General features: G+C 47.9%; 18 protein-coding genes, 1 tRNA gene and 1 pseudogene. All 20 read left to right on the top strand.

What is annotated here, in order from left to right:
• Window positions 1-132: 132 nt before the first annotated feature.
• The 20 genes and pseudogenes from AXFE_RS18920 to AXFE_RS01255 all read left to right on the top strand — a co-directional run bounded on the left by AXFE_RS18920 (window position 133) and on the right by AXFE_RS01255 (window position 23,478).
• Window positions 133-1,103: pseudogene (locus tag AXFE_RS18920) on the top strand (IS1595 family transposase).
• 550 nt (window positions 1,104-1,653) lie between these two features.
• Window positions 1,654-1,727 (top strand) — tRNA-Gly (locus AXFE_RS01345).
• Window positions 1,728-2,062: 335 nt separating this feature from the next.
• Window positions 2,063-3,148 (top strand): redox-regulated ATPase YchF, encoded by a 1,086-nt coding sequence (ychF, locus tag AXFE_RS01340; protein ID WP_052604103.1) that lies wholly within the window; start codon window positions 2,063-2,065, stop codon window positions 3,146-3,148.
• Between the two features lie 897 nt (window positions 3,149-4,045).
• Window positions 4,046-5,584 carry a trigger factor gene (tig, locus tag AXFE_RS01335; RefSeq protein ID WP_052604102.1) on the top strand — a complete coding sequence of 513 codons (1,539 nt, stop codon included), beginning with the start codon at window positions 4,046-4,048 and terminating at the stop codon, window positions 5,582-5,584.
• Window positions 5,585-5,641: 57 nt separating this feature from the next.
• On the top strand, window positions 5,642-6,265 hold the full coding sequence (locus AXFE_RS01330) for an ATP-dependent Clp protease proteolytic subunit (RefSeq protein ID WP_052604101.1): 624 nt from the start codon (window positions 5,642-5,644) through the stop codon (window positions 6,263-6,265).
• Between the two features lie 90 nt (window positions 6,266-6,355).
• Window positions 6,356-7,627 (top strand): ATP-dependent Clp protease ATP-binding subunit ClpX, encoded by a 1,272-nt coding sequence (gene clpX / locus AXFE_RS01325; protein ID WP_052604114.1) that lies wholly within the window; start codon window positions 6,356-6,358, stop codon window positions 7,625-7,627.
• Window positions 7,628-7,662: 35 nt separating this feature from the next.
• The gene (locus tag AXFE_RS01320; RefSeq protein ID WP_052604100.1) at window positions 7,663-8,949 is read left to right on the top strand and encodes a bifunctional folylpolyglutamate synthase/dihydrofolate synthase; all 1,287 of its coding nucleotides are present in this window, start codon (window positions 7,663-7,665) and stop codon (window positions 8,947-8,949) included.
• Between the two features lie 67 nt (window positions 8,950-9,016).
• Window positions 9,017-9,424 (top strand): nucleoside-diphosphate kinase, encoded by a 408-nt coding sequence (gene ndk / locus AXFE_RS01315; RefSeq protein ID WP_052604113.1) that lies wholly within the window; start codon window positions 9,017-9,019, stop codon window positions 9,422-9,424.
• A 148-nt stretch (window positions 9,425-9,572) separates the two neighbouring features.
• Entirely contained in the window at window positions 9,573-10,601 is a 1,029-nt protein-coding gene (locus AXFE_RS01310) for a rod shape-determining protein (RefSeq protein WP_052604099.1), read from the top strand.
• Between the two features lie 17 nt (window positions 10,602-10,618).
• On the top strand, window positions 10,619-11,458 hold the full coding sequence (gene mreC, locus AXFE_RS01305; RefSeq protein WP_152625787.1) for a rod shape-determining protein MreC: 840 nt from the start codon (window positions 10,619-10,621) through the stop codon (window positions 11,456-11,458).
• Complete coding sequence (gene mreD, locus AXFE_RS01300) at window positions 11,455-11,988, top strand: rod shape-determining protein MreD (RefSeq protein ID WP_052604097.1); 534 nt, start codon at window positions 11,455-11,457, stop codon at window positions 11,986-11,988. The genes mreC and mreD overlap by 4 nt, the downstream gene beginning before the upstream one ends.
• Before the next feature lie 19 nt (window positions 11,989-12,007).
• Window positions 12,008-14,101, top strand: a complete 2,094-nt coding sequence (gene mrdA / locus AXFE_RS01295) for a penicillin-binding protein 2 (protein WP_052604096.1) — start codon at window positions 12,008-12,010, stop codon at window positions 14,099-14,101.
• A 432-nt stretch (window positions 14,102-14,533) separates the two neighbouring features.
• Window positions 14,534-16,429 (top strand): Rne/Rng family ribonuclease, encoded by a 1,896-nt coding sequence (locus AXFE_RS01290; protein WP_052604095.1) that lies wholly within the window; start codon window positions 14,534-14,536, stop codon window positions 16,427-16,429.
• Window positions 16,430-16,452: 23 nt separating this feature from the next.
• Entirely contained in the window at window positions 16,453-16,758 is a 306-nt protein-coding gene (gene rplU / locus AXFE_RS01285; RefSeq protein WP_052604094.1) for a 50S ribosomal protein L21, read from the top strand.
• Between the two features lie 77 nt (window positions 16,759-16,835).
• Complete coding sequence (rpmA, locus tag AXFE_RS01280; RefSeq protein ID WP_052604093.1) at window positions 16,836-17,081, top strand: 50S ribosomal protein L27; 246 nt, start codon at window positions 16,836-16,838, stop codon at window positions 17,079-17,081.
• A gap of 94 nt (window positions 17,082-17,175) precedes the next feature.
• Complete coding sequence (gene obgE, locus AXFE_RS01275) at window positions 17,176-18,456, top strand: GTPase ObgE (protein WP_052604092.1); 1,281 nt, start codon at window positions 17,176-17,178, stop codon at window positions 18,454-18,456.
• 160 nt (window positions 18,457-18,616) lie between these two features.
• Entirely contained in the window at window positions 18,617-19,708 is a 1,092-nt protein-coding gene (gene proB, locus AXFE_RS01270; RefSeq protein WP_052604091.1) for a glutamate 5-kinase, read from the top strand.
• A gap of 163 nt (window positions 19,709-19,871) precedes the next feature.
• The gene (locus AXFE_RS01265) at window positions 19,872-21,134 is read left to right on the top strand and encodes a glutamate-5-semialdehyde dehydrogenase (protein ID WP_052604090.1); all 1,263 of its coding nucleotides are present in this window, start codon (window positions 19,872-19,874) and stop codon (window positions 21,132-21,134) included.
• Between the two features lie 73 nt (window positions 21,135-21,207).
• Complete coding sequence (locus tag AXFE_RS01260; RefSeq protein WP_152625786.1) at window positions 21,208-22,047, top strand: AAA family ATPase; 840 nt, start codon at window positions 21,208-21,210, stop codon at window positions 22,045-22,047.
• 9 nt (window positions 22,048-22,056) lie between these two features.
• The gene (locus AXFE_RS01255) at window positions 22,057-23,478 is read left to right on the top strand and encodes a vWA domain-containing protein (RefSeq protein ID WP_052604088.1); all 1,422 of its coding nucleotides are present in this window, start codon (window positions 22,057-22,059) and stop codon (window positions 23,476-23,478) included.
• Window positions 23,479-23,481 lie beyond the last annotated feature (3 nt).

Raw genomic sequence — 23,481 nt, 5'->3', positions numbered from 1 at the left:
ACCAGCAGATCCCGACTTTTACTTTCATACTTATCAACTTTCGTAAGTTTCGCCTCCACCGAGACCAGATTGGAGCTAATCTTTAGTAGAACAGATGTTCGATAAAGCTTCTTGGCAGATATCTCAGGCTTTATGGTACGCTTCGCTTCAGAGGAAGCATGTGAAGATCATTTGATCAAATTGCTTATGCTATGAGGGATTTAGATGCCCAAAGTGTAACTTCGATCAATTTACTTTAGTAAGGCCAAATCATTTCAAGAAATGCAGCATCTTGAGCTCCACTTTTTCAATGTAAATCTTGTCACCGCCAAACAAGCGTTACCTCCGGAACTATCTTTCATCGAAGTCATATCTCTTTATCCAAGTGGTTCTCCGCTATCTATCTATTGTCCAACGACAGGCGTGGTCTTTCAGCTACTACCCCCTAGCCATTAGAGCCCTTGCTAAATTCGTTCAAGTTTCTTATTCGACTGGCTGGTTGATGCTAAATAAGCTATGGGAAGCAACGGCTGAGCGTAATGGCTGAGCGCAATGGCTGACCGAAATGGTTTATACGAACTTGGAGAAAACGCCTGAGTAGATGAGTTCTTTTTAGGTGGTGAGAGCCATGGTGAAGACTAAAGAGGAAAAGCAACGACCCAAACCAATCTCCTAATTTGAATATCGATTAGCAATGGTGCTCCTACTCATTGCTTCATGGAAGTAATCAAAGATACCACTGCTAAATCACCCAAAGATGTTTTTGTGAGACGTTGAGATTCTAATACCAAGCTGATAAGTGATGGTAACCCAAGTTACGGGGTATGTGCTGAAAGACCTTGGACTAGCGCACTGGTTCACTCTATCCAAAGACGAACAAGCACATGTAACATTCAAATGGCTCAAGATCCTAAATTGGAAACTGCAAGAAATTTATCGACGGAACATACCACGGAGATGAGGAACATAAGCAACTTTACCTCGAGGAATTCGCATACCGATTCAACGCAAGGCACTTTGAAATGTCCTTGGTAGAGCGACTTCTCAATACATGTGTGTTTGCGTCTCCACATCCGCTACTCCGCGAATCTGACTCCAAAATGGCTCTTGCTTACGAAACTTGATAAGTATGTTTACTTTTGTGCAAGACTTAATTGTTTGGTTGCTGGCGGATGTGTTAGATTAATGTCTTCAAATGACAATTTTGATCGAATAAGAGCGCAAATCCCGCCTTTAAGGACAGCCTCGAGCGACCATTAATTGCGCTCCCAAAATAAGACCGCCACACCCTCGGCGCATAATACATAATACAGGTATCAGTATTCGTGAGGCCTTGTACTCGCAAGAACAGGAACTGCCCGTTCTTGTTCGTCACTCCTTCGATGCTCGCTATGTATGGAACCTAGTTCTAGAACAACGCAGATGTGAATGCGGCCAAAATTAACTGCCGCAGGGCTTGGTGTCACAGAGCACAAAGGGACATCGCATGCCACGTCTACCAAGACACAGCCACAGCGACCCAGTTAAGTGCACCACCACGCCTAAAGTTGCCTAAGCAGCTTAGGAAGCCCCGTCCATAAGGACGGGGAGGATGTCACACTTTTGAATCGAAGAATTATAGACGATGATGTGTCGGGGCTATGGGATAGTTCGGCTAAGATGGTGTTTCGCATTGCGGGTGTAGCTCAATGGTAGAGCTCCAGCCTTCCAAGCTGGTGGTGCGGGTTCGATCCCCGTCACCCGCTCCAAAATGGAGCTCGACTTTGTTTACTGTTGGCTCCACAATTCGTTTTCCCATTGACCCCTGGCCGTTTTGTTGGCTCTTCTGTTTCTACCGGGGTGGAGTACTCGATTTCATACGCGGTAAGACTCTTTATCTAGCCCTAGGTGATTTTGTTTATCCGATACGTATCGGTAGTTCCCCCTGGGTGGTTAGATGTCGTCACACTTATATTTTCTCCTCTAACGCCTCTGAGTCCAAGAGATTGACTTTTGGAGTTGAATTGTTTTCATGGTGGAAGTCCTAAACTTTGCGGTGGACCTTTAGGTAAGAGGGTCGACTGTGATAGCGGAGGATTGATTCGTGGGTTTGTCAATTGGAATCGTTGGGCTACCAAACGTTGGAAAGTCAACGTTGTTCAATGCGTTGACCCAAAATGAGGTCTTGGCGGCTAACTATCCGTTCGCGACAATTGAACCAAATGTAGGGGTCGTCGCTGTGCCTGACCCGAGACTTGACTCCTTAGCGTCGCTTTATTCAAGCAAAGAGATTGTTTCGGCGATGGTTACCTTTGTCGACATAGCTGGAATCGTCAAAGGTGCGTCGGTTGGCGAAGGGCTCGGTAACAAATTTCTTGCCTCTATTAGGGAGAGCGATGCAATCTGCCAAGTAGTACGGGTCTTTTCCGATCCTGACGTAATCCACGTAAATGGCGAGATATCTCCGAGTTCAGATATTGAAACAATCAATACCGAGCTTATTCTTGCGGATCTACAAACAGTCGAGAATAGGCTAGTCAAATTGGCCAAAGAGGCCAGGAAAAGGCCAGAACTCGCTCAAGCTCTTTCGGCCTTGGAAAAGGCGCATGAGATATTAAACTCCGGTAATACAATTGCTGGGGCAGTTGGCTCTGGCAAACTAGACGCGACATTCCTGAATGATCTCCATCTTTTGAGCGCCAAGCCCTTTATCTATGTTTTTAATGTAGATGAAGATGCACTCTCCGATTTAGAATTACGTGCTCGCTTGGCGGCTATGGTTGCGCCTGCTGAAATTGTTGTGCTATGTGCCAAGATAGAGGCGGAACTTTCGCTCTTGGATAAAGACGACGCTGCGGAACTCCTAGCTAGCTTTGGTCAGGTTGAGTCAGGATTGGTTCAACTGGTTCATGTTGGCTTTAGAACTTTAGGGCTCCAAACGTTCCTAACTGCTGGCCCAAAGGAGTCTAGGGCGTGGACGATTCATATTGGCGACACTGCCCCCCAAGCCGCAGGTACCATTCATACTGACTTTGAACGCGGCTTTATTAAGGCAGAAGTAGTCAGCTTTGAAGATTTGATGGAGGCTGGGTCTATCGCGGCTGTTCGATCCTTAGGGAAGGCTCGGATAGAAGGTAAAGAATATATTATGCGTGATGGAGACGTAGTCGAGTTTCGATTTAACGTTTAGATCCGTGGCGAAGGGTTGTCCTGGATCTCTAACCGTGAGAACTTTTGAGGTGCAGCCATTCGAAGCGTACGTGAATAATTGGTGGGATCAGAGCCCAAATTGTTTTTCGGATAGTCAGATAGATTCTCTAAGGCCTGGTGGATGGGTATCTGCTTGTTGTCGAGGGCGTTGTTTGTCGGCACGGAGACAATTGCATAAGTTGATTTTTACCCGTTTTGGATTTTAAGCTCCGCACTTAATGCCGAATCAGGCATAGTAACTGCATTCGGAGTCAAAAAAATACCACCTGAAAGAGTCGATTTATGAATTGCGCGATGGCCTCCTAGGATAGTGAGTTCTGCCGTATTCAACTGAACAGCTAATGAAGCTGTTTTAGGGTTGTGCTGGAGTGGCTCACAAAACGGACGTTTATGGACCTTGGCGGTGCGAAACTTTTCGAAGGGTGAACGGCCGCTTGGCTCTTCAGTGCTCTGAGCGTCTTGGCTCCTATCTCAACATTTCTTGTATATGAGCGATTTTTATTCCGCCTAAATGATAATTTGAGCGGCAGAACTTGAGTTCGATTAAATGGTGATCGAAAGGGCTATCCAATAGCTTTTGGTCGAAGTCATCATGGTTGGCAGATCCTGGAATTTCTAGTTAGAGAATGTGATGCGCATCTTCAATTTGGGTTGAAAATCTAATTGGGATCAAAGATAAGACCAGTTTGGAGCAGATGTTTTGACCATTGGTGAACAGGTTCACTTATTACTTTGAGGGATTTCTCGTTAGCTTTGTTATTTTTTGATCAAGATTCGTTACAAAAGTAGGTTTTTAGGGCTCTCATTTCCATAACCTATAAACGCCTTGCCTATAAATGTCCTTAGATTGCTATATTCGCGCTAGTTTGGATATCATATGCATTCTTCAAGCGAGCTACTCGAAAATAATCAAATTAAGCTTCTCGTTGAGATCTCCGAAGAGGAGTTGCTCCCAGCGGTAGAAGTGGCCTTTCGTAAGGTCTCGTCCCAAATTCGTATGCCAGGATTTCGCCCTGGTAAAGCCCCAAGAAAGGTCCTTGAGTCTAGGCTTGGTGCTGGTTTTGCTCGTATGGAAGCGATCAATGAGAATAGCAATCGTTGGGCCGAACAAGCGATAATTGAGAACGAGGTTGAGCCGATATCGGCGCCAGCGGTAACCGTTCTAGAAGGCGAAGAGGCTGGTCCTCTGAAGCTCGATGTTATCGTAGAGGTTCGCCCAACTCTAGATCTCGAAGGTTATGGAGATCTAACTTTCGAGGTGCCAGCAGGCGAGGCCTCAGAGGATGAAGTCAACGAACAGATAGATCGACTTCGGGAGGCACTGGGATCATTAGAGGATTCAGACGGTGCAATATCCCAGGGATCAGTTGTTACCGTAGATCTAAGCGTCACCTCTGATGATAGCGAAGCACCGACGGATATCAGTGACTATGTCTATAGGATTGGCGCGCCAGAGCCTTTTGAAGGCTTGTCTGATGCCCTTCTAGGTAAGGCCGTTGGCGAAAGTTTCGAATTTGTATTGACGGATGTAACTGACGAGGATCAACTAGACGATCTAGACTTCGACGATCTAGAAGCAGAAGATATTTCGGAGGAGTCCGTTGCTCAAGAGCCCGAATTGGAGCCAGTAGAGAACGATTCCGAGAAAGCATCGACAATCGTCAAGGGTGTCATCAAGGAGCATCAGGCTCTAGTAAAGCCCGAGTTAGACGATGCGTTTGCCTCTGAAGCCTCTGAATTTGAGACACTTTTGGAGCTACAAGAGGATATCAAGAGGAATCTCGATAACTATCACAAGTCGATGCTTAGAAATACTTGGCGTCATGTCGTAACGAACAAACTGGCTGAGATCGCTGGATTGGCGCAACTTCCTTCCTCTTTGGTAAGGATGGAGTTTGAGAATATGTCTCATAACTTCGGACACCGGATTGAAAATAGTGGTCTATCTTTGGCCAAATATCTTGAGCTTGCAAACTTAACTGCCGATGAATTATCTACTCAAATCGCAGCTGAAGCTATTGTAGAAAGTCGATTTGACTTGGTGTTTAGGGCTCTGGCGAAGGCTGAGGGCTTGAACGCAACGCCTGAGGAGATCGATCTAGAGCTGGGCAAGATTGCTCTGTCGAATGGCGTGGACATTGAGGATGTTCGTGTTCGTTTGAGTGAGGCCGGTCAATTGGTTGGTTTGAGAGTGGAAATTGCAAAGCGAAAGGCCCTCGACTGGTTGTTTGAAAATTCGAAGTTTGTGGACGCGAATGGAAACGAGTTGAGCCGATGGGACGTAACTGGTGAAGTTGCTCCATCTTCGATAGAGGTCTCCACAAAGGAGGCCGAGGCTTTGGAAGGATCCGAGACGGCAGATGTCGAGGTAGAAGAATCGGTTGATTTAGAGTTAGTAACGGAAGATAGCGAATAGATCGAGCGCTTTGAGCGTTAGATGCTGTAGACGAATCGCCAAGTTGTAGGAGGCTAAGTGAAAGCATATAACTATTTGGTACCGACCGTAGTTGAGTCGTCCAGTCGCGGCGAGAGGTCCTACGACCTTTATTCTCGGCTCTTGCGTGAGCGAATCATTATCTTAGGTACCCCAATTGACGACGCAGTTGCAAATTTAATCTGTGCACAGTTGCTCTTCCTTGAGTATGAGGATCAAGAGAGAGATATAAATCTATATATCAACTCTCCAGGTGGCGACATCACTGGTCTCTTCGCCATCTATGATACGATCAGATTTATCAGGCCGGATGTATCAACTTTTTGTTTTGGACAGGCTGCTTCTGCCGCGGCTGTTTTATTAGCTGCCGGAGCGAAAGGCAAGCGTTACGCTCTTCCCCATGCTAGGGTTCTGCTTCATCAGCCTTACGGAGGCGTTGGTGGACAGGCAACTGATATTGAGCTTCAGGCCAAAGAGATATTGCGTATGCGAGATATTCTCAACGAGATGTTGGCTTCGGATACAGGACAAGATGTTGAGCGGATTTCGCATGATACCGATCGAGATTTCATCTTGGATGGACCTGGGGCCCTGGAATACGGAATTATTGACGAGGTCTTGGCTTCGAGGCTCGCTATTGAGACAAGGTCCATCGTCAACTAATTATGGATGTGGCTATCCTTGGATCTCCCTTGGTTAGCCACGGTGGCCAGTTGGGGCTAGGATAGATTCCCTAGGTTGGAGGAAGTGGGAGTGGTCAAGTACAGTGACGGCCAAGAGGTCGTAAAGTGCAGCTTTTGCGGAATGTCTCAGAAGCAGGTACGCAAGCTGATTGCTGGCCCGAGTGTTTACATTTGTGATGAGTGTATTCGGCTTTGCGTTGATATTATCTCGGAAGATGAGGGTGTAAAGACCGATCTTCAAGTCGATAAGTTGCCTACGCCCCAAGAGATTTCATCTTTTCTTGATCAGTTCGTCGTTGGTCAGGAACGCGCCAAGAAGATCCTCTCTGTTGCGGTTTATAACCATTACAAGAGAGTTCAGCAGAGTTCAACCCTCGATAAAGAGGTCGAGCTTTCAAAGTCGAACATCTTGCTGTTAGGTCCAACCGGTTGTGGCAAGACGCTACTTGCGCAGACTTTGGCTCGCATGTTGAATGTGCCTTTTGCCATCGCTGACGCGACAGCTCTAACAGAAGCAGGTTACGTTGGAGAGGATGTTGAGAACATCCTTTTGAAATTGATCCAAGCTGCTGACTACGACGTAAAGCGAGCGCAGACCGGCATTATTTATATAGATGAGATCGACAAGGTCGCTAGAAAAGCTGAGAATCCTTCAATAACCCGAGACGTCTCTGGTGAGGGCGTCCAACAAGCGCTGCTAAAGATTTTAGAGGGTACCGTCGCCTCGGTTCCGCCACAAGGTGGTCGAAAGCATCCTCATCAGGAATTTATACAGATTGACACCACAAATATTCTTTTTATTTGTGGAGGTGCTTTTTCTGGATTGGAACGGATTATTGAGTCGCGAATTGGTAAAAAGACCATAGGTTTTCGCGCTGATCTTTCTAACGATCGATTTGAAGCTACCGAGCTTTTTCATTCCGCACTACCAGAAGATCTTTTGAAGTACGGTCTTATTCCAGAGTTCGTTGGACGGCTGCCAGTAGTTGGGGCAGTTTCGAATCTGAAGCGTGATTCGCTAGTTGAGATTCTTGTTGAACCTCGTAATGCGTTAGTCAAGCAGTACCGTCGCACCTTTGAGATGGACGGTGTGGAACTCGAGGTGACAACTGATGGTCTTGAGGCGATTGCGGACCTAGCCCTTCTGAGAGGGACAGGAGCTCGCGGATTGCGAGCGATCTTGGAGGAAGTACTTCTGGATGTAATGTATGAATTGCCATCGAGGAATGACATTCAACGTTGTGTAATTGACGCAAAGGTGGTCTCTTCAAAGGCGGCTCCAACTCTTATTCCAAAGGAGAAATCGACCGAGAGGCCTCCGCGTTCTAGGCGAGCCTCTTAGCGAATTGGTTAATTTCTTTCAAAGGCGGTGCGCACTTGTGGTCTAAGCACGATGCCTTGGCGTGGCTTGATTCGCATGCAAATTTCGAGAGGTCGCGGCAATTTGAACGCCCACCTTCGCTGGAAGGCGTTCGAGCGGTTCTTCAAGCACTTGGGGTTAACAAGGATAGTTTTGAGATCATCCATGTAACAGGAACAAATGGTAAGGGTACCGTTTCTCATATTGCTTCCGAACTTCTTTGCGCTATGGGTCGGCGTGTTGGTCTCTTTACCTCTCCCCATGTTCACATCTTGAATGAAAGAATTCGAATCGATAATATCGCTATCGATGACAACCTTTTGATCTCTGAATTGTTGGTAGTCAAGGCCGTAATTGAGCAACTTGGCCTTGAGCTTTCATGGTTTGAGATAGTGACAGCTCTTGGACTGTCAACTTTTTACGCTGAAGGTGTAGAGGTGGCAGTGGTTGAGGTGGGCATTGGTGGCACTTGGGATTCCACCAATGTTATCGATGGCGACGTTTCTGTTATAACGTCTGTTGGTCACGACCATTTGGAGCTTCTTGGGCCAACTCTGGCCGATGTGACCCGTAATAAAGTTGGCATTATCAAAGCAGGCTCAGTTGGTGTGGTCGCGAGTTTGGATGCCGACTTGATGGAGATTGTCTTCGAGACTCAGAATGCCGGATTGGCTATAGTTGGTCGGGATATTCTGGTTTCAAATCTCCGACCGGCCCTGGGAGGTTGGCAGTTCGATCTGGTCACGCGACGTTCGCTCTTGGACGATCTTTTTCTATCTCTTCATGGACGCCATCAAATCTTCAATGCAGCCTTGGCAATTAGTGCGGTGGAAGAGTTAGAGGCCAGATCTATCTCGCAAGATCTTGTGCGTATGGTTCTGGAGTCGGTGGTGATGGCCGCGCGGATTGAGGTTGTATACCGATCTCCTCTTGTGATAGTGGATGGCTCGCATAATCTGGAGGCGGCCAGGGCTCTCGGCGACTCTATCTGCATCGAATTTGAGGGTGTGGAGCCGATTGTGGCGGTTGTGGCCATGTTGGAGGGTAAAGATACCGAGGGTTATCTACGCGAGATAAGGCGTTTCTGCGGCACGGTAGTGGTGAGTAGTACTTTTGATGTGCGCTCGGTTTCTATCCAGGACCTTTCTGAGATTGCTACTAAGGTCGGATTAGAGGTGGTTCTATCGGAGAATGTACCGAGCGCCGTATCGATTGCTATGAATTTAGTCGGGGACGTTGGTGCCGTGGTCGTATGTGGATCCTTTAGAACCGCGGCTAGTGCGCGAGAATTTCTTATATCTTGATGCTCCAAGGAATTGCATCTTTGTGATTCAGGTAGTTATGGGCTTCGGACTTGTAAACTTGTGGGCTATGAATTCAACCTTTTTTATGTGTAAGCCAGATGCAGTGGAACGAGGGCTAATTGGTGAGATCATTCGCCGTATCGAAGCTACAGGATTGAAGATTGTACGAGCGGAATTGCGTGTGGTAGATGAAGCTACCGCAAAGGCACATTACGCGGAACATGAAGGCAAGCCATTCTTCGGAGAGCTGATCTCATTTATAACCTCGTCGCCAGTCTTTGTAACCGAGATTTCTGGACCTGATGGGACTTGGGAGATCGTTCGTAAGTTGATGGGAAAGACCAATCCGGCCGAAGCTGCACCTGGCACTATCCGGGGGGATTTGGCGACTTCGATCTCAGCTAATCTCGTGCACGGCTCCGATTCGGCAGATTCAGCCCGCCGTGAGCTGGCTAATTTCTTCCCAGTTCGCTAGGACCAGTAGTTGATGTTTTGATTTGTGCAAATGCTCATTAGACTGTTTGTTATATCGCATATATTATCAGCGAACACCATTTAGGGCATTTGAGGCCCTAGTCGGATAGACCCTCTCTTTTTATTTACATAGCACCACGGAGGATTCCATGGCATTCGGAATTTCATTTGGCAGGGACATGGCGGTTGACCTAGGTACCGCTAACACGCTCGTTTACGTTCGTGGTAAGGGGATCGTTCTGAACGAACCCTCAGTCGTTGCAATTAACACCAAAGATGGTCGGCCGCTAGCGGTCGGCGTCGAAGCTAAGAGGATGATTGGGCGTACCCCAAGTAATATCCAAGCGATTCGCCCTCTAAAAGACGGCGTTATCGCTGACTTTGAGATCTGTGAGAAGATGCTTCGGTACTTTATTCACAAGGTTCAATCAAAGCGCTTTGGTAAGCCTCGTATGGTCATTTGTGTTCCGTCAGGTATTACAGGGGTGGAACAACGGGCAGTTCAAGAAGCTGCCGAATATGCAGGCGCTCGTAAACCCGCATATATCATCGAAGAACCAATGGCGGCAGCTATCGGTGCCGGCTTGCCAATCCATGAGCCGACTGGCAATATGGTGGTCGATATTGGTGGTGGTACAACCGAGGTCGCAGTAATCTCCCTTGGCGGTATCGTTACCTCAAAGTCGATTCGAATAGGCGGCGACGAACTAGATGAGGCAATAATTGCCTATATCAAGAAGGAGCATAGCTTAGCTCTTGGTGAGCGGACCGCTGAAGAGATGAAGATGGCCCTTGGATCGGCGACTGTTCTAGAAGAAGAGTTTCAAGCAGAGATTAGGGGCCGCGATCTCGTAACGGGCCTTCCAAAGACGATATTGGTCTCCACGCAGGAGATACGTAAGGCGATAGAAGAGCCTATAGCTGCGATTGTTGATGCAGTAAAGTTCACCCTTGATAACACGCCACCAGAACTTGCCGCAGATATTATGGAGCAAGGAATTGTTCTAACTGGCGGCGGCGCACTGCTTACAGGTCTTGATAAGAGGATCCACGCCGAGACGGGTATGCCTATCGTTGTGGCAAATAATCCGCTGCAATGTGTAGCTTTGGGATCTGGTCAGTGTCTAGAGGAGTTTGAGGCACTCAAGCAAGTGCTGATTTCAGCTAGTAGTCGATAGGGAGCCAGCAAGCCAAGGTGGCTACTCAAATATTTAGACGCCCTCGTATCACTCTCGTTATATTAATTTTGGTTTCGATTTCACTGATATCAGTGAGCTATAAGAAGACACCGCCATTTATAACTGGAGCGAGAGGATACGTTCGCGACATAGTTACGCCGATAAGACAAGGTGCCACTGCATTAGTGACACCTATCTACAATACGATAATTGGTGCTTTTGACTACTCGTCTCTCAAGGCTACCAATCAGAAGTTGGTAAATGAGATAGCGGTGATTCGCAATCAAAGAGTTGTAGATGCTGGAGCGGCTAGGTCTCTTGCTCAGCTCTCCAAGCAGTTGAAGATACCATATGTTGGCAATATACCTAGTACTCCGGCTCAGGTTATCTCGGTAACTCCTACGAATCTTCAGATGAGCGTTGAGATCGATAAGGGAACCTCTGATGGAGTTGCCATTGGCAATCCAGTTGTCTCGAATCTGGGTTTGGTTGGGCGAATTATTCAAGTGTCTCCTAGTTCTTCTACTGTACTTTTGCTAAACGATCCAAACTTCTCCGTTGGAGTGCGTTTTGGCAGCGCTTCTCAATTGGGACTTGTAGTAGGGCAGGGGGGCGGTCAGAAGTTGAGCGTTCAACTTGTGGATCCAGGTACAGTCCTGCCTGTCGGAACATTTATGTATACCAGCGGATTGTCCGGCGAGATCTTCCCGGCAGGAATTCCGGTTGGGTCGGTCTACAAGGCTTTTACTCCTCCGGGCGGACTGCAAGAGCACGTGGAGCTGACACCTTTAGCATCGCTTTCTAATTTGAATTACGTTTCAGTGCTTCACTGGCTGCCAGGTGTAAAGCTGCCATGAACCGTAGCTCTTATTATTTCAAGCTGCCATTTATAATTCTGTTGATTGCAGGGCTTCAACGTTCCCAGTTGGGTACTTTGACGATTCAGGGGGTTCACCCGGATCTTTTATTGGCTGGCGCGATAGTCATTGGATTGATCGAGGGCCGCGAGGCTGGTGCTATTGCTGGCTTTGTGTTTGGCCTGATAGCGGACTCGTTTGCGTCAATTCCCTTTGGTGTATCTAGTCTGGTATATGCGACCATCGGATACTGTGTAGGCCTCGTAGAAGTTACTTCAATGCCGGATTCGCTCATAGCTGAGGTTCTTATCTCTTTGGTTGGTGGGGCAGTTGGAGTGGCCTTCTTGGAGGTTGTAGTCCGAATTTTAGGTTTAAAAACTACGCTCAGTGCTAAGTTTTCGGTGGCGCTGATTGTTGTTGCAGCGGTCTGTGGAATCTTCTCTTTGATAGGGGTTCCGCTATTTCGCTGGTTGATTAATTTGGGATCAGGAGATCGACCACCGAGTCGACGTAGTTCGCGAAGTTTATGACTTTTGAGAAAAGGGTCGAATGAGTTTTTTTGATTCAGAGGAGCCAGGTCGGGGGTCACTCTCAGATCGTAGGCGAATACGAGCAGTTGGTTTCGCCGTATTTGCTCTGTTTGTTGCTTTAATCGCTCGTTTGTACACCTTGCAAGTTTTGCAAGTGTCGACGTATAGGTCGCTTGCCACTCAAAATCAGGTTAGGTCTGTGGTGACATCGCCGCCTCGTGGCCTAATCGTGGATAGAAATCAGAATTTACTCGTTGGGAATCAGGTCGTCGAGTCCTTGACGGTGGATCAAACGATAGTTACCAAGTCCCCATGGGTTCTAAAGAATATAGCTACTGAGCTAGGTGTTCCCTTGGCAAATATTCAAGCAGCTTACAACAGTCCCCAACAGAGTCCTTATGCTCCGGTTTCGGTTGCTTATAACGTTACGAAGGCACAGATAATTTATATCAAGGAGCATCCTTCTCTATTTCCAGGGGTTTCAAGCTCACTTGGCACACAGCGGGTCTATCCAGAGGGAACCACTGCATCTCAGGTTTTGGGGTATGTGCGACAGATCTCCGCCAGCCAATTGGCACAATATGCGGCTGCCGGATATCAGGCCGGGGATCAGATTGGCCAGGCCGGAATTGAAGCAAGCTATGAGAAGTACCTTCGAGGAGTTCCCGGCAAGAAGACTTTGCAAGTTAATTTTGCTGGCAAAGTGGTTGGAACTCTTGCCAATACTCCACCAAAGCCGGGTGACAACGTGGTTTTGAATATGGACTTGAACCTTCAAAAAGCAGTAGAGAGTGCGCTCTCAAGCCAGATTGCCAAGTTGAGCCATACCTACGATCCATATCGTCATCAATACTTCACGAATCTTTCCGGTGCTGCTGTCGTTGAAAATGTCAATACTGGGGCTATCGTTGCTATGGCATCGTATCCGACCTATAATCCTTCAGTGTGGGTCGGTAACATATCTCAGGCGGCGTACAACAAAATTACCTTACCCCAATACGGTGATCCGACTTTCAATAGGGCTATTGCTGGTGAATATACGCCAGGGTCGACCTTTAAGTTAGCTACCGCCTCTGCGGCGCTCTCTTCTGGCTTGATCTCTCCATATTATTACTATAACGATACGGGAATCTTCAATATCCCCAATTGTAAAGTTGGAAGCGGCCTGTGTAGCTTTCACAACTCTGGCTTTGAACACCTTGGATCGATCAATGTAACAACAGCTCTCACCGCCTCTGACGATATCTTTTTTTACAATCTTGGCTACATGTTTTATGCAAATACGCAGACTTACGGCACCTCTCCAATTCAGAATATGGCCGCTAAGTATGGGTGGGGCTCGCCAACTGGGGTTGATCTTCCAGGAGAGGCAAGAGGCCTCGTGGATTCACCCGCTCTTAGGGCTCTATTGCATAAAAAGTATCCGAAGGCTTATCCCTATAGCTCCTGGTATACAGCAGATCAATTGGAAATGGCCTTTGGTCAGGGTGAGACCGTGATTACGCCAATTCAAATGGCGAATGCTTATGCAACCTTTGCCAATGGCGGTACTAGGTATGTTCCACAGATGGTAGCCGGAATCGTAAATCAGAATGGGAAGGTGGTCAAGACCTTCGCTCCGAAGGTTGCCGCCAAGGTACCCCTATCGGCTGTGGACAGAGCTGCGATGTCAGCCGGCTTTGCTGGAGTTATTTCGAACCCCCTTGGAACAGCTTATGGCACCTTTTCTGGCTTTCCACTTTCTAGTTATCCATTGGCAGGTAAGACTGGAACGGCTTCTGTTACAGGATTGGAGCCAAATGCGTGGTTCGTGGCCTACGGACCACTTCCCAAACCACAGTATGTTGTTACAGTAGTGGTTGATCACGGTGGTTTTGGTACAAGTGGAGCGGCACCTGTTGTTCGTACGATCTTTAACTATCTTCGAACTCACACCATTCCCCCCGTCACATTTGGCCAGCCTCATATTCCAGCCGGCGCTACTACCTACGCTAGATATGGCATCAAGACAACCCCAACAGCTACAACATCGACTACTGGCGTGGGTGGAGCGTCAAAAACTGGTGGCTCTGCTACTGCCCCAGCTACAACCACCACAACGAAAAAGGGCTAGTTCGTTTTTGTTTTTTGAGATCTTCCAATCTGTAGATCTTCTAGAGTCTGGAGCTTTCAAATGAACTTTGGGCGGCTCGATTGAGGCTTACTTATTCTTTGTTGCATCAAGTAACCGACTACGCATTCAATGGGATACTCAAGAGTGGGCTAGACTGTATGTAATGGATTTTCCCGAATTTTGGAAATTGATTGGTGTGCGGCATATTCCTATGGCATTAATAGCTATAAGGCTCTCGTATTCTATCGGCACAATGTCAGTATCTGATTCCCGTGGGAGAACCCTGAATTTTTCCGAGCGTCTTTGCGACGGAGGTAAAAGGTTTGACCGATCGAGGACCGTGAGGCCTTCGAGCACTGAATTTTCGACATTAGGTTTAACTCGATTTCCGTTCCTTGGCGCTAGATCACACTTAGGAAGTGCAGGTTTTAGATGTCAACAGGTAATAATCCAGAGGAGAGTTCAAAATCTCCGCTGATCCCACCGCCGATAACGGTTGAGCATCAGCGAACGAGCCAAGATGCTACTAACGCTCCATCTCGTTCAAATAATTCGAATGGTCAAAGGCCAAGATTAGAAGGGCAGGCGACTTCGGCGTCCAACCCACAACCAAGGCGAAGCCGAAATCGACGTCCACAGGGTCCTAGGAATGCGACAGGGCAGACTGGCCAGCCGCCACAGAGCGACTCGCTCGAGGTTCCAGGCAATGTAAGTCCTAAGACCGAAAGGCCAAATGACAGGCGACCAAAGCGCGTCCTTCCGCCAAAGGCATCAAATGAGGCTCCTCCCTCTTCGAATCTTCCAAATCAGGATCGAGAGCATCGAACCCATCTTCCTCGTTTCGCAAGAGCCACCCCTGAAAGCACGGAGCTATCGCCGTCTGCGCCACAAAACCCTGTGCGTAGAAAGCGCGGCCCCAAGTCAAGGCAATATGGCGTCGTAGATGAACCAGTGCGATATAGCGTTGATTCTCAGCTGGCAAATGAGACAAAGACCGATACTCGTGGAAGTCGCCGGGCCAACCAACGAATTGGTCGCTCGAGAAATGGACGGCCGCTAGGGCGGTACCTAATGTGCGTTCACAAGGCCGATGATTTTGTCCAGATCGCAGTACTCGAGGGACGAACCTTAATTGAACACTATGTCTCTAAGGTTGGTCAGGATCCCAATGCGATAGATGGAAATATCTATCTGGGCCGTGTCACAAATGTCTTAGCGGGCATGGAGGCTGCATTTGTTGACATCGGTACAACCAAAAATGCGGTGCTATATCGGGGCGATGTTCGTTATGACCGTGACGATTTAGTTGAGGCTCCGTCCCGCGAGGTAAGAATTGAGCATCTTCTACGTCCGCGACAAGTAGTTCTTTGCCAAGTCACCAAGAACCCTATTGGGACCAAAGGAGCTCGTCTTACCCAGGAGGTGTCGCTTCCTGGGCGATTTGTCGTTCTTGTGCCAAACTCGGAGAGTTACGGTATCTCAAAGCGATTACCTGACGACGAGCGTCGTCGACTTCGGCGTATTTTGGGCGAACTGAAACCGGAAGGTTTTGGAGTAATTGTCCGTACTGCAGCAGAAGGCGCTAGTGCTGATGAGCTTGGGCGTGACATCTCTCAACTTGTTGAGATGTGGAAGGCTATTGAAGCCAAGGCTAAAGTCGCACATGCACCAACTCTTTTATATTCAGAGCCGAACGTTGCGGTTCGAGTAATTCGCGAGGAGTTCAATAGAAACTATAGAGGCGTGATCATAGATGATGCAGATATCTATGACGAGGTTCACTCCTATGTGGGGAGCATCTCACCTGAGTTAGCTGATCGCGTAGAGTATTATGATCCAGCCGAAGCAGGACTTCCGCTCTTTGAAGTCCATCATGTTCACGAACAACTCCATAAGGCGATGGACAGGAAGGTTTGGTTGCCGTCAGGTGGTTATCTTATAATCGATCGCGCAGAAGCCTTGACTGTGGTTGATGTCAATACAGGTAAGCACGTAGGAACGGTCTCTCTGGAGGAGACAATACACCAAACGAATGTTGAAGCTGCAGATGAGATAGCCCGACAATTGCGACTGCGCGATATTGGCGGAATCATAATTATTGATTTCATCGACATGACTGTTGAGGTCAACAAAGAGGACGTTCTTAGAGCTCTCAAAGGTTCGCTTTCGCGCGATAAGACGAAGACTCAAGTATATGACATCTCCTCGCTTGGTTTAGTAGAGATGACTCGCCAGAGAGTCTCTGAAGGATTAGTCGAAGCGCTCTCAGACGCCTGCCCTACGTGCAAGGGGCGTGGGATGGTATTTCTAGATGTCGAAGTTCTCTAGATAGTCACTAGACTGTTCAACCTATGTATGCAGTTATTAAGTCCGGTGGCAAGCAGGAAAAAGTTTCGGTAGGCGAGTCCGTGCGACTTGAGCTACTAGATGGTCTTATTGGAGACTCCGTTGAGTTCAATCCAATCCTTGTCGTTGATGAAGAAAATGTTGTAAGCGGTGCCGCCGCAGCTAACTCTGTGGTACGGGGTGAAATTGTAGGCTTCGCTAAAGGACCCAAGGTGGTTGGCTTTAAATATAAGAATAAGTCCAACAACCGCAGGCGCTTTGGTCATCGTCAAAAGTATGTAATGGTCAAAGTTCTCGAGATCGCAAAGTAACTATTTCTTTGGGCCAAAAGGTCTCAAATGAAAGGTTTTAGGTCGTTTTTTGACCTTAATAATAGATAGGAGTTGAAATGTCAAAGACTAAAGGTGGTGGATCTACTAGAAACGGTAGAGACTCTAACGCCCAGCGCCTTGGTGCGAAGGTATTCGATGGTATGACCGTCACTGCAGGGTCGATTTTGGTTCGACAACGGGGTACTCGGTTCCATCCTGGAATCAATGTTGGCCTTGGTAAGGACGACACTCTATTTGCTATGGCTAACGGCGTAGTCAAATTTGGCGAGCGTAAGGGACGACGTCTAGTAGACATCGTCTAAACCCACTAGAGGTATTTTGGTCCATGGCGACCGACGCTAATTGATGAATGAACCTCGGTTAGACCCGAGGTTCATTCATTTTGAAAGGAATAGTATGTCAGGTTTCGTCGACAAGGCCCAGCTGCACGTCAAGGCTGGTGACGGTGGTGCGGGATCAATATCTTTCCGCCGTGAAGCTCACGTCGATAAGGGCGGCCCTGATGGAGGCGACGGTGGTGACGGAGGAAATGTTGTTTTGCTTGCCACTGACGACATGGTGTCGCTCTTGACGTTCGTCGACCAACCCTTTCGAAAGGCTGAGAGCGGCGTTCACGGAATGGGCAAAGCTCGCCATGGCCATCGTGGCAAGGAGCTGGTTGTTCGGGTTCCTACCGGTACGGTAGTTCATGACCTCGAAGGCTTAGCTCTTTGTGATCTCTCTCTTCCCGGGATGCGTTATGTGGCAGCAAAGGGGGGTCAAGGCGGGCGAGGAAATGCACGATTTCTAGCCAATAAGCGTCGTGCTCCTACCTTCGCAGAACAAGGCGAGAAGGGCGAGGAGTTTTGGTTCAACCTCGAATTGAAGCTTCGTGCCGATGTCGCGCTGGTTGGTTTTCCGAATGCGGGTAAGTCAACTTTGATCTCGGTTATGAGTCGCGCCCAACCAAAGATAGCTGACTATCCATTCACTACTTTAAAGCCCAATTTGGGCGTCGTGCGTTTGGGCGACAGCTCTAATTTTTCTGAATATGTTGTCGCTGATATTCCAGGTTTAATCGAAGGTGCCTCAGAAGGGCGTGGACTTGGCCATGAATTTCTCCGACATATCGAACGGGCCCGCGTTCTTGTTTATTTGTTAGATGGTCTTGAATCCCAAGGTAAGGCTGTGTTGGATCAATACGAGATCCTCCAACAAGAGCTTGGCGCATATATGCCAGATCTCTTAGAGCGACCCTGTGAAGTAGTCATCTCTAAGGCAGATACCCTTGATCCAGAGATAATTGCGAACCCAGGTGACTATTTCGGCGTAGATGCGGATTTCGTTATCTCCGCGGTCACAAGGATGGGGATTTCAGAGCTAACAAAGGTCTTAGCCGAGAAGGTGTCCAACGCCAAAGAGGTCACGCCAATGGATGCTACAAGCGATGAAATTGTTATAAATCTCTCAACCGAAGGCTATAGTGTCGATCGTGAGGCGCCCAATCGATTCAGAGTGTCAGGGCGTGCAGCAGAGCGAGCGGTAGCTCTATCTGATGTGACTACGCCTGATGCTAGAGAATATATCCATACGCGACTATATCATCTCGGGGTATATCGATCTTTGGTGCGAGCTGGAGCTACCGATGGCGATGAAGTGGCTATCGGGGAGTTTGAATTTATATATTATCGCGACTAAATGGCTCGAGAACCTTCGCCAATATGGCTATGAGTAACTATTGCTACTTTGCAAAATGCGATCGCGAAAGATTTTAGATCTGCTTTTGAAATCCGATCGCACTATTTATGACTTACTTGATTGGTACTTGATTGGTAAAAGTGTAGAGGTTTGATCCAAGGTGAATTTGGTTGTCAAGATTGGCTCGTCATCTGTTACGACGGACGAATTTGAGATAAATGAAGCGACATTGAATTCGCTCTGCTCGCAAATAGTCAAGGTTTCCAAGTCGGGCCACAAGGTAGTCGTGGTTACTTCAGGGGCTATCGCTATTGGCTTAGGGATGCTTGGCTTGACTGGCGATAGGCCGACGGAGATGGATCTCCTCCAAGTGGCATCTGGCGTAGGTCAAGGGCGTCTTTTTGACTATTACGCCAAGCGCTTTAGCCTCGAGGGCTTGCTTGCGGGGCAGATCTTGCTCTCTGGTTCAGACTTTATGGAACGGCGACAATACCTATCGGCTAAAGCTACTCTTTCGAGAATGCTTGAGATGGGAGTTATCCCGATTGTAAATGAGAATGATGCGATCGCCGATGACGAAATTCGCTTGGGGGACAACGATCGAATTGCGGCATTAGTTGCAGGTTTGGTTGGTGCCGACACTTTAGTTCTTTTGACCGACCAAGATGGTCTGTTTTCTGGCGATCCACGGATTTTTGAAGACGCCACCTTGATTGAACAGGTTGAAGAGGTCTCAAGAGAGTTGGCTGCCATGGCTGGTGGTAGAGGGACGACTCGCGGCAGTGGTGGCATGATGACCAAAGTGATGGCTGCTAGAATTGCGGCCTGGTCGGGAGTTGAGACTTTGATCACCTCGGCTTCAAATGCAAGCTCACTAGATGACGCTATTGAACGAGTTGCTGGAATAGGTACTTGGGTGGCCAAGAGCAGGCGCCGATTGGCGGCTCGTAAATTATGGATTGCTTTTGCGCTTCCAATTGATGGTTTTGTAACGATAGATGAAGGTGCACGTAGAGCGATTACTCAAGGTGGCTCTTCTCTCTTGTATGTGGGAGTCAGAAACGTCGGCGATTCTTTTGAAGTAGGATCAGCAATAGAGGTGCGAGCACTCTCTGGAGAGGTGGTCGCTAAGGGCCTGGCCCGGATCTCTGGCGTCGATCTCTTGAGGCTTATGGATGCTGATAAGAGTCAACTCGGCTCTGAGTTCTCATCGGTCTTGATCCATAGGGACGACCTTATCGTTCTTGAGTGACCTAAGTTCCCATGTTGTCGCCGTTCCATGGCTCATTTTTGGTTTAAATTGTTTTTGAGCAGTACGTGGCTGGAAATTGGATCTCTATGTTGGAGATTTCCTAAGTTCGCCCATATTAATTTGGACCACTTGAACCGGGCCGCTTAGGTTAGTCTTTAATGGTATGGAACCAAGTGAAGAAAGAGATCTATCCTTAGAGGAGCTCGCCCAAGGCGCAAAGAGTGCAACCCAGGTAGTCGCTACGGCTTCCACAAGCACCAAGAATGCTGCTCTAGCCATGATGGCACAAGAAATTTTGGCCCATAGTGATGAGATATTGGCTGCTAATGAGATCGATCTCAAAATGGCTAGTGAGCTCGGTCTCGCCTCGACTGCTATCGATAGATTGAGGCTGGATCACAATCGAGTATTGGCAATGGCCCAACAGATAAAAGAGATCATTAAATTGCCAGATCCAATAGGGCAAGTAACGAGCGGCTATCGATTGGCTAATGGACTTAATGTTCGAAAGGTTCGTGTGCCATTGGGGGTTGTCGGGATTATATACGAAAACCGACCCAACGTTACTTCCGATGCGGGCGCACTTTGTCTTAAGTCCGGGAATGTCGCTCTTTTGCGAGGATCGTCTGCTGCAATAAATTCCAATCGGGTGATAGCAACACTGTTGCGGGGTGCAATTGGTGAAGTTGGATTGAGCCCAGATGTTATAACTTTGATTCCTTTCACCGATCGTGCCTCAGCTGGTGAGTTCATGAGGTTGAATGGCAAGATTGATCTTTTGATCCCGCGAGGTGGTAGATCTTTGGTCGAGGCTATAAAAGAAAATGCCACAGTGCCATATGTAATTGATGGCGATGGAAACTGTCACATCTATGTCGATGAGAGCGCGAACATTGAGATGGCGATCGAGATCATCGAGAACTCCAAGGTACAAAGGCCCGGTGTATGCAATGCGGTAGAGACTGTTTTGATACATACAAAGATTGCTCGCCAACTTCTAAGCGCATTGGATGAGAGGCTCTCATCGGTTCAATTGCGAGGCGATCTCAATACGACGGCTATCGTTCCGCGGGCACTTTTGGCGACGGATGACGATTATGCGACTGAGTTTCTGGATTTGGTCCTAGCGGTGAAGATAGTTGATGATATGCCCGATGCGATCGACCATATCAGGCGCTTTGGAACCGGTCACTCAGAAGCGATTATCACTGAGAGTTACGCCAATGCAAATTATTTTTGCGAAAGAGTTGACGCTGCTGCAGTTTTGGTAAATGCATCGACACGATTCGTAGACGGTAATCAGTTGGGACTAGGTGCTGAGATCGGAATTAGTACTCAAAAGCTTCATGCTAGAGGGCCAATGGGCTTAGTTGAACTCACAACTGAGAAGTATGTGATAGAAGGCAGTGGTCAGGTTAGATCCTGATTACATAATATTTAGAAAGATGCAATTGAATCAGGATTATATATCAACCGGACAGGAATTTAAGACTATCGAAATGGTAGATGAGGCCCTATTGGGGGCTAAGTACCTCTCCAACAAGACGATTTCAACTACTGTATTTCTATCAATAGTTCTTCGCAAGCCAATATTAGTTGAAGGACCAGCGGGAACCGGTAAAACCGAGTTGGCAAAAGCTCTCTCGAGCTCGTTGGGTGCCGAACTGATTCGCCTCCAATGTTATGAAGGTTTGGACGATGCTAAAGCCATCTACGAGTGGAATTATTCAAAGCAGTTGCTTAGGATTCAGTCAGCACAAGCCTCGGGTGCTTCGGCGGAGTGGGATGAAGTAAAGTCCGACATCTTTTCAAGTGAGTTCCTGCTCTATCGCCCATTGCTGAAGGCAATAGTTACATCGGCCCCCGCCGTCTTGCTGATCGACGAGATCGATCGGGTCGAGGTTGAGACCGAAGCCCTATTCTTGGAATTACTTTCAGATTTTCAGGTCACCATACCTGAATATGGTACGATTAGCGCCACTCGTCATCCGCTTGTAATTCTGACGTCGAATAATACTCGCGAACTCTCTGAAGCCCTAAAGAGACGATGTCTGTTTTTGCACATCGGCTATCCTGACCGTGATCGCGAAAAGGCTATTTTGACTATGCGCGTTCCTGGGCTTTCAAGTGCGTTGGCTAATTCGATAGCTGATTTCTTGGCGATGCTTCGAACATTGGATTTGAAGAAACATCCATCTATCTCTGAGTCGCTAGATTGGGCTATCACTTTGATGACACTAGGGGCGACTGAACTTGAACAGCCAATGGTGATCTCAACTCTCAATGTCTTATTGAAATATCAGGCTGACATTGAAAAAGTATTGTCTAAGGTCTCCTAGGTTAGCGCTATGTTTGATCAGATCGTAGACTTTGCAGAGACCTTGCGCCTTGCTGGTGTTCCCGTTTCAATGACTGAGGTGGTTGATGCAGGTAGGGCAATATCGGCAATAGGTGAAGTCGACAGAAGCTCCTTTCGGGTTGCCCTTTATGCCACCTTGGTAAAGGATGAGTCCCATAGTGAAGTCTTCGACCTTATCTTTGATGTCTTTTTTTCAAAGAGATCAAGGTCTTCTTTGGAGATTGAAGACCCTCATGGTCTGGCCCCAGACCATGAGGGCGAGGGTGACGACTCCAAGGGATCGGAGATTCAAGGGGCGCGCGACCAAGGGGACTCCGGAGGTGAACTGCGCAGTTGGATCATAAAGGCGCTTTTGGAGAATGATCGTGCTCGGCTGTCGCGTTTGGCACGCGGAGCGGTAGCTAGATATGCAGGTATGGAGCCAGGACGCGCAGTAAGTGGTGTCTACTATACCTACAGGACCCTAAAGCAACTAAATATCGAGATGATCTACGATGCGTTACGAGAGGCGCGATCTGGCGACTTAGATGGTGGCAAGATGTCAGACGCAGTCGTTGAAAACGATCTACAAGAACTATTATCCAATCTTCGCTCTGCAGTCGCTGACGAGGTGCGCCAGCTATTAGTTGAGGATCGTGGTGCCAGAGCGGTTGCTAAGACTATGCGACCTACGCTTCCAGAAGATATCGAATTCATGCAGGCATCCCGTGATGAGATAGCTAAAATTCGCCACGCGATAAATCCTCTCGCGAACAAGCTTGCCGCACGTTTGGCTCGGCGACGACGCCTTGGCCATAAGGGCGGCTTAGATTTTCGCAAGACCTTTCGCGAATCATTGGGTTATGGTGGCGTACCTATGGCGTTGAAGTTTCGTTCACCACGGCCCTCTAAGCCAGAGATATTTATCGTTGCTGACATTTCGGGCTCCGTCTCGTCCTTTGCTCGTTTTGCGCTGCAACTCGTCTACGCCCTCTCTGAGCAATTTTCGAAGGTGAGGAGTTTTGTCTTCATCGACGCTTGTGACGAGGTTACGGCCTACTTCGATGCTGCCTCCTCCATCGAAGATGCTTTGCGAGATATAAACACCAAGGCCAATGTTGTTCACATCGATGGCCATACCGACTACGGAAATGCGCTGTCGCAATTTGAAGAGCGATATGGTAGATCGATTAATAAAAAGTCGACCATAATCATCTTGGGAGATGCCAGAAACAATTACCATTCCTCGCGTGCGGAATTGTTGGCCAAGCTTAGGAGAAATGCAAGAGCTCTTTTTTGGCTGAATCCAGAGCCCTCTAACTATTGGAATTCTGGAGATTCGATCATCTCTGAGTACGCTAAATATTGTGACAGCGTAGTTGAATGTCGGAATTTGCGTCAGCTTGAAGAGTTCGTGGATCGTCTAGGTTAGGTT

Origin of the sequence: Acidithrix ferrooxidans (genome assembly GCF_000949295.1) — a bacterium.
GTDB classification, from domain to species: Bacteria; Actinomycetota; Acidimicrobiia; order Acidimicrobiales; family Acidimicrobiaceae; genus Acidithrix; species Acidithrix ferrooxidans.
This window is presented reverse-complemented; position numbering and strand designations above follow the sequence as displayed.

Coding starts and splice junctions, on each gene's coding strand:
- tig (WP_052604102.1), top strand. CDS start 4,046: ATGCATTCTTCAAGCGAGCTACTCGAAAATAATCAAATTAAGCTTCTC.
- ndk (WP_052604113.1), top strand. CDS start 9,017: ATGAATTCAACCTTTTTTATGTGTAAGCCAGATGCAGTGGAACGAGGG.
- AXFE_RS01310 (WP_052604099.1), top strand. CDS start 9,573: ATGGCATTCGGAATTTCATTTGGCAGGGACATGGCGGTTGACCTAGGT.
- mreD (WP_052604097.1), top strand. CDS start 11,455: ATGAACCGTAGCTCTTATTATTTCAAGCTGCCATTTATAATTCTGTTG.
- mrdA (WP_052604096.1), top strand. CDS start 12,008: ATGAGTTTTTTTGATTCAGAGGAGCCAGGTCGGGGGTCACTCTCAGAT.
- AXFE_RS01290 (WP_052604095.1), top strand. CDS start 14,534: ATGTCAACAGGTAATAATCCAGAGGAGAGTTCAAAATCTCCGCTGATC.
- rplU (WP_052604094.1), top strand. CDS start 16,453: ATGTATGCAGTTATTAAGTCCGGTGGCAAGCAGGAAAAAGTTTCGGTA.
- rpmA (WP_052604093.1), top strand. CDS start 16,836: ATGTCAAAGACTAAAGGTGGTGGATCTACTAGAAACGGTAGAGACTCT.
- obgE (WP_052604092.1), top strand. CDS start 17,176: ATGTCAGGTTTCGTCGACAAGGCCCAGCTGCACGTCAAGGCTGGTGAC.
- AXFE_RS01265 (WP_052604090.1), top strand. CDS start 19,872: ATGGAACCAAGTGAAGAAAGAGATCTATCCTTAGAGGAGCTCGCCCAA.
- AXFE_RS01260 (WP_152625786.1), top strand. CDS start 21,208: ATGGTAGATGAGGCCCTATTGGGGGCTAAGTACCTCTCCAACAAGACG.
- AXFE_RS01255 (WP_052604088.1), top strand. CDS start 22,057: ATGTTTGATCAGATCGTAGACTTTGCAGAGACCTTGCGCCTTGCTGGT.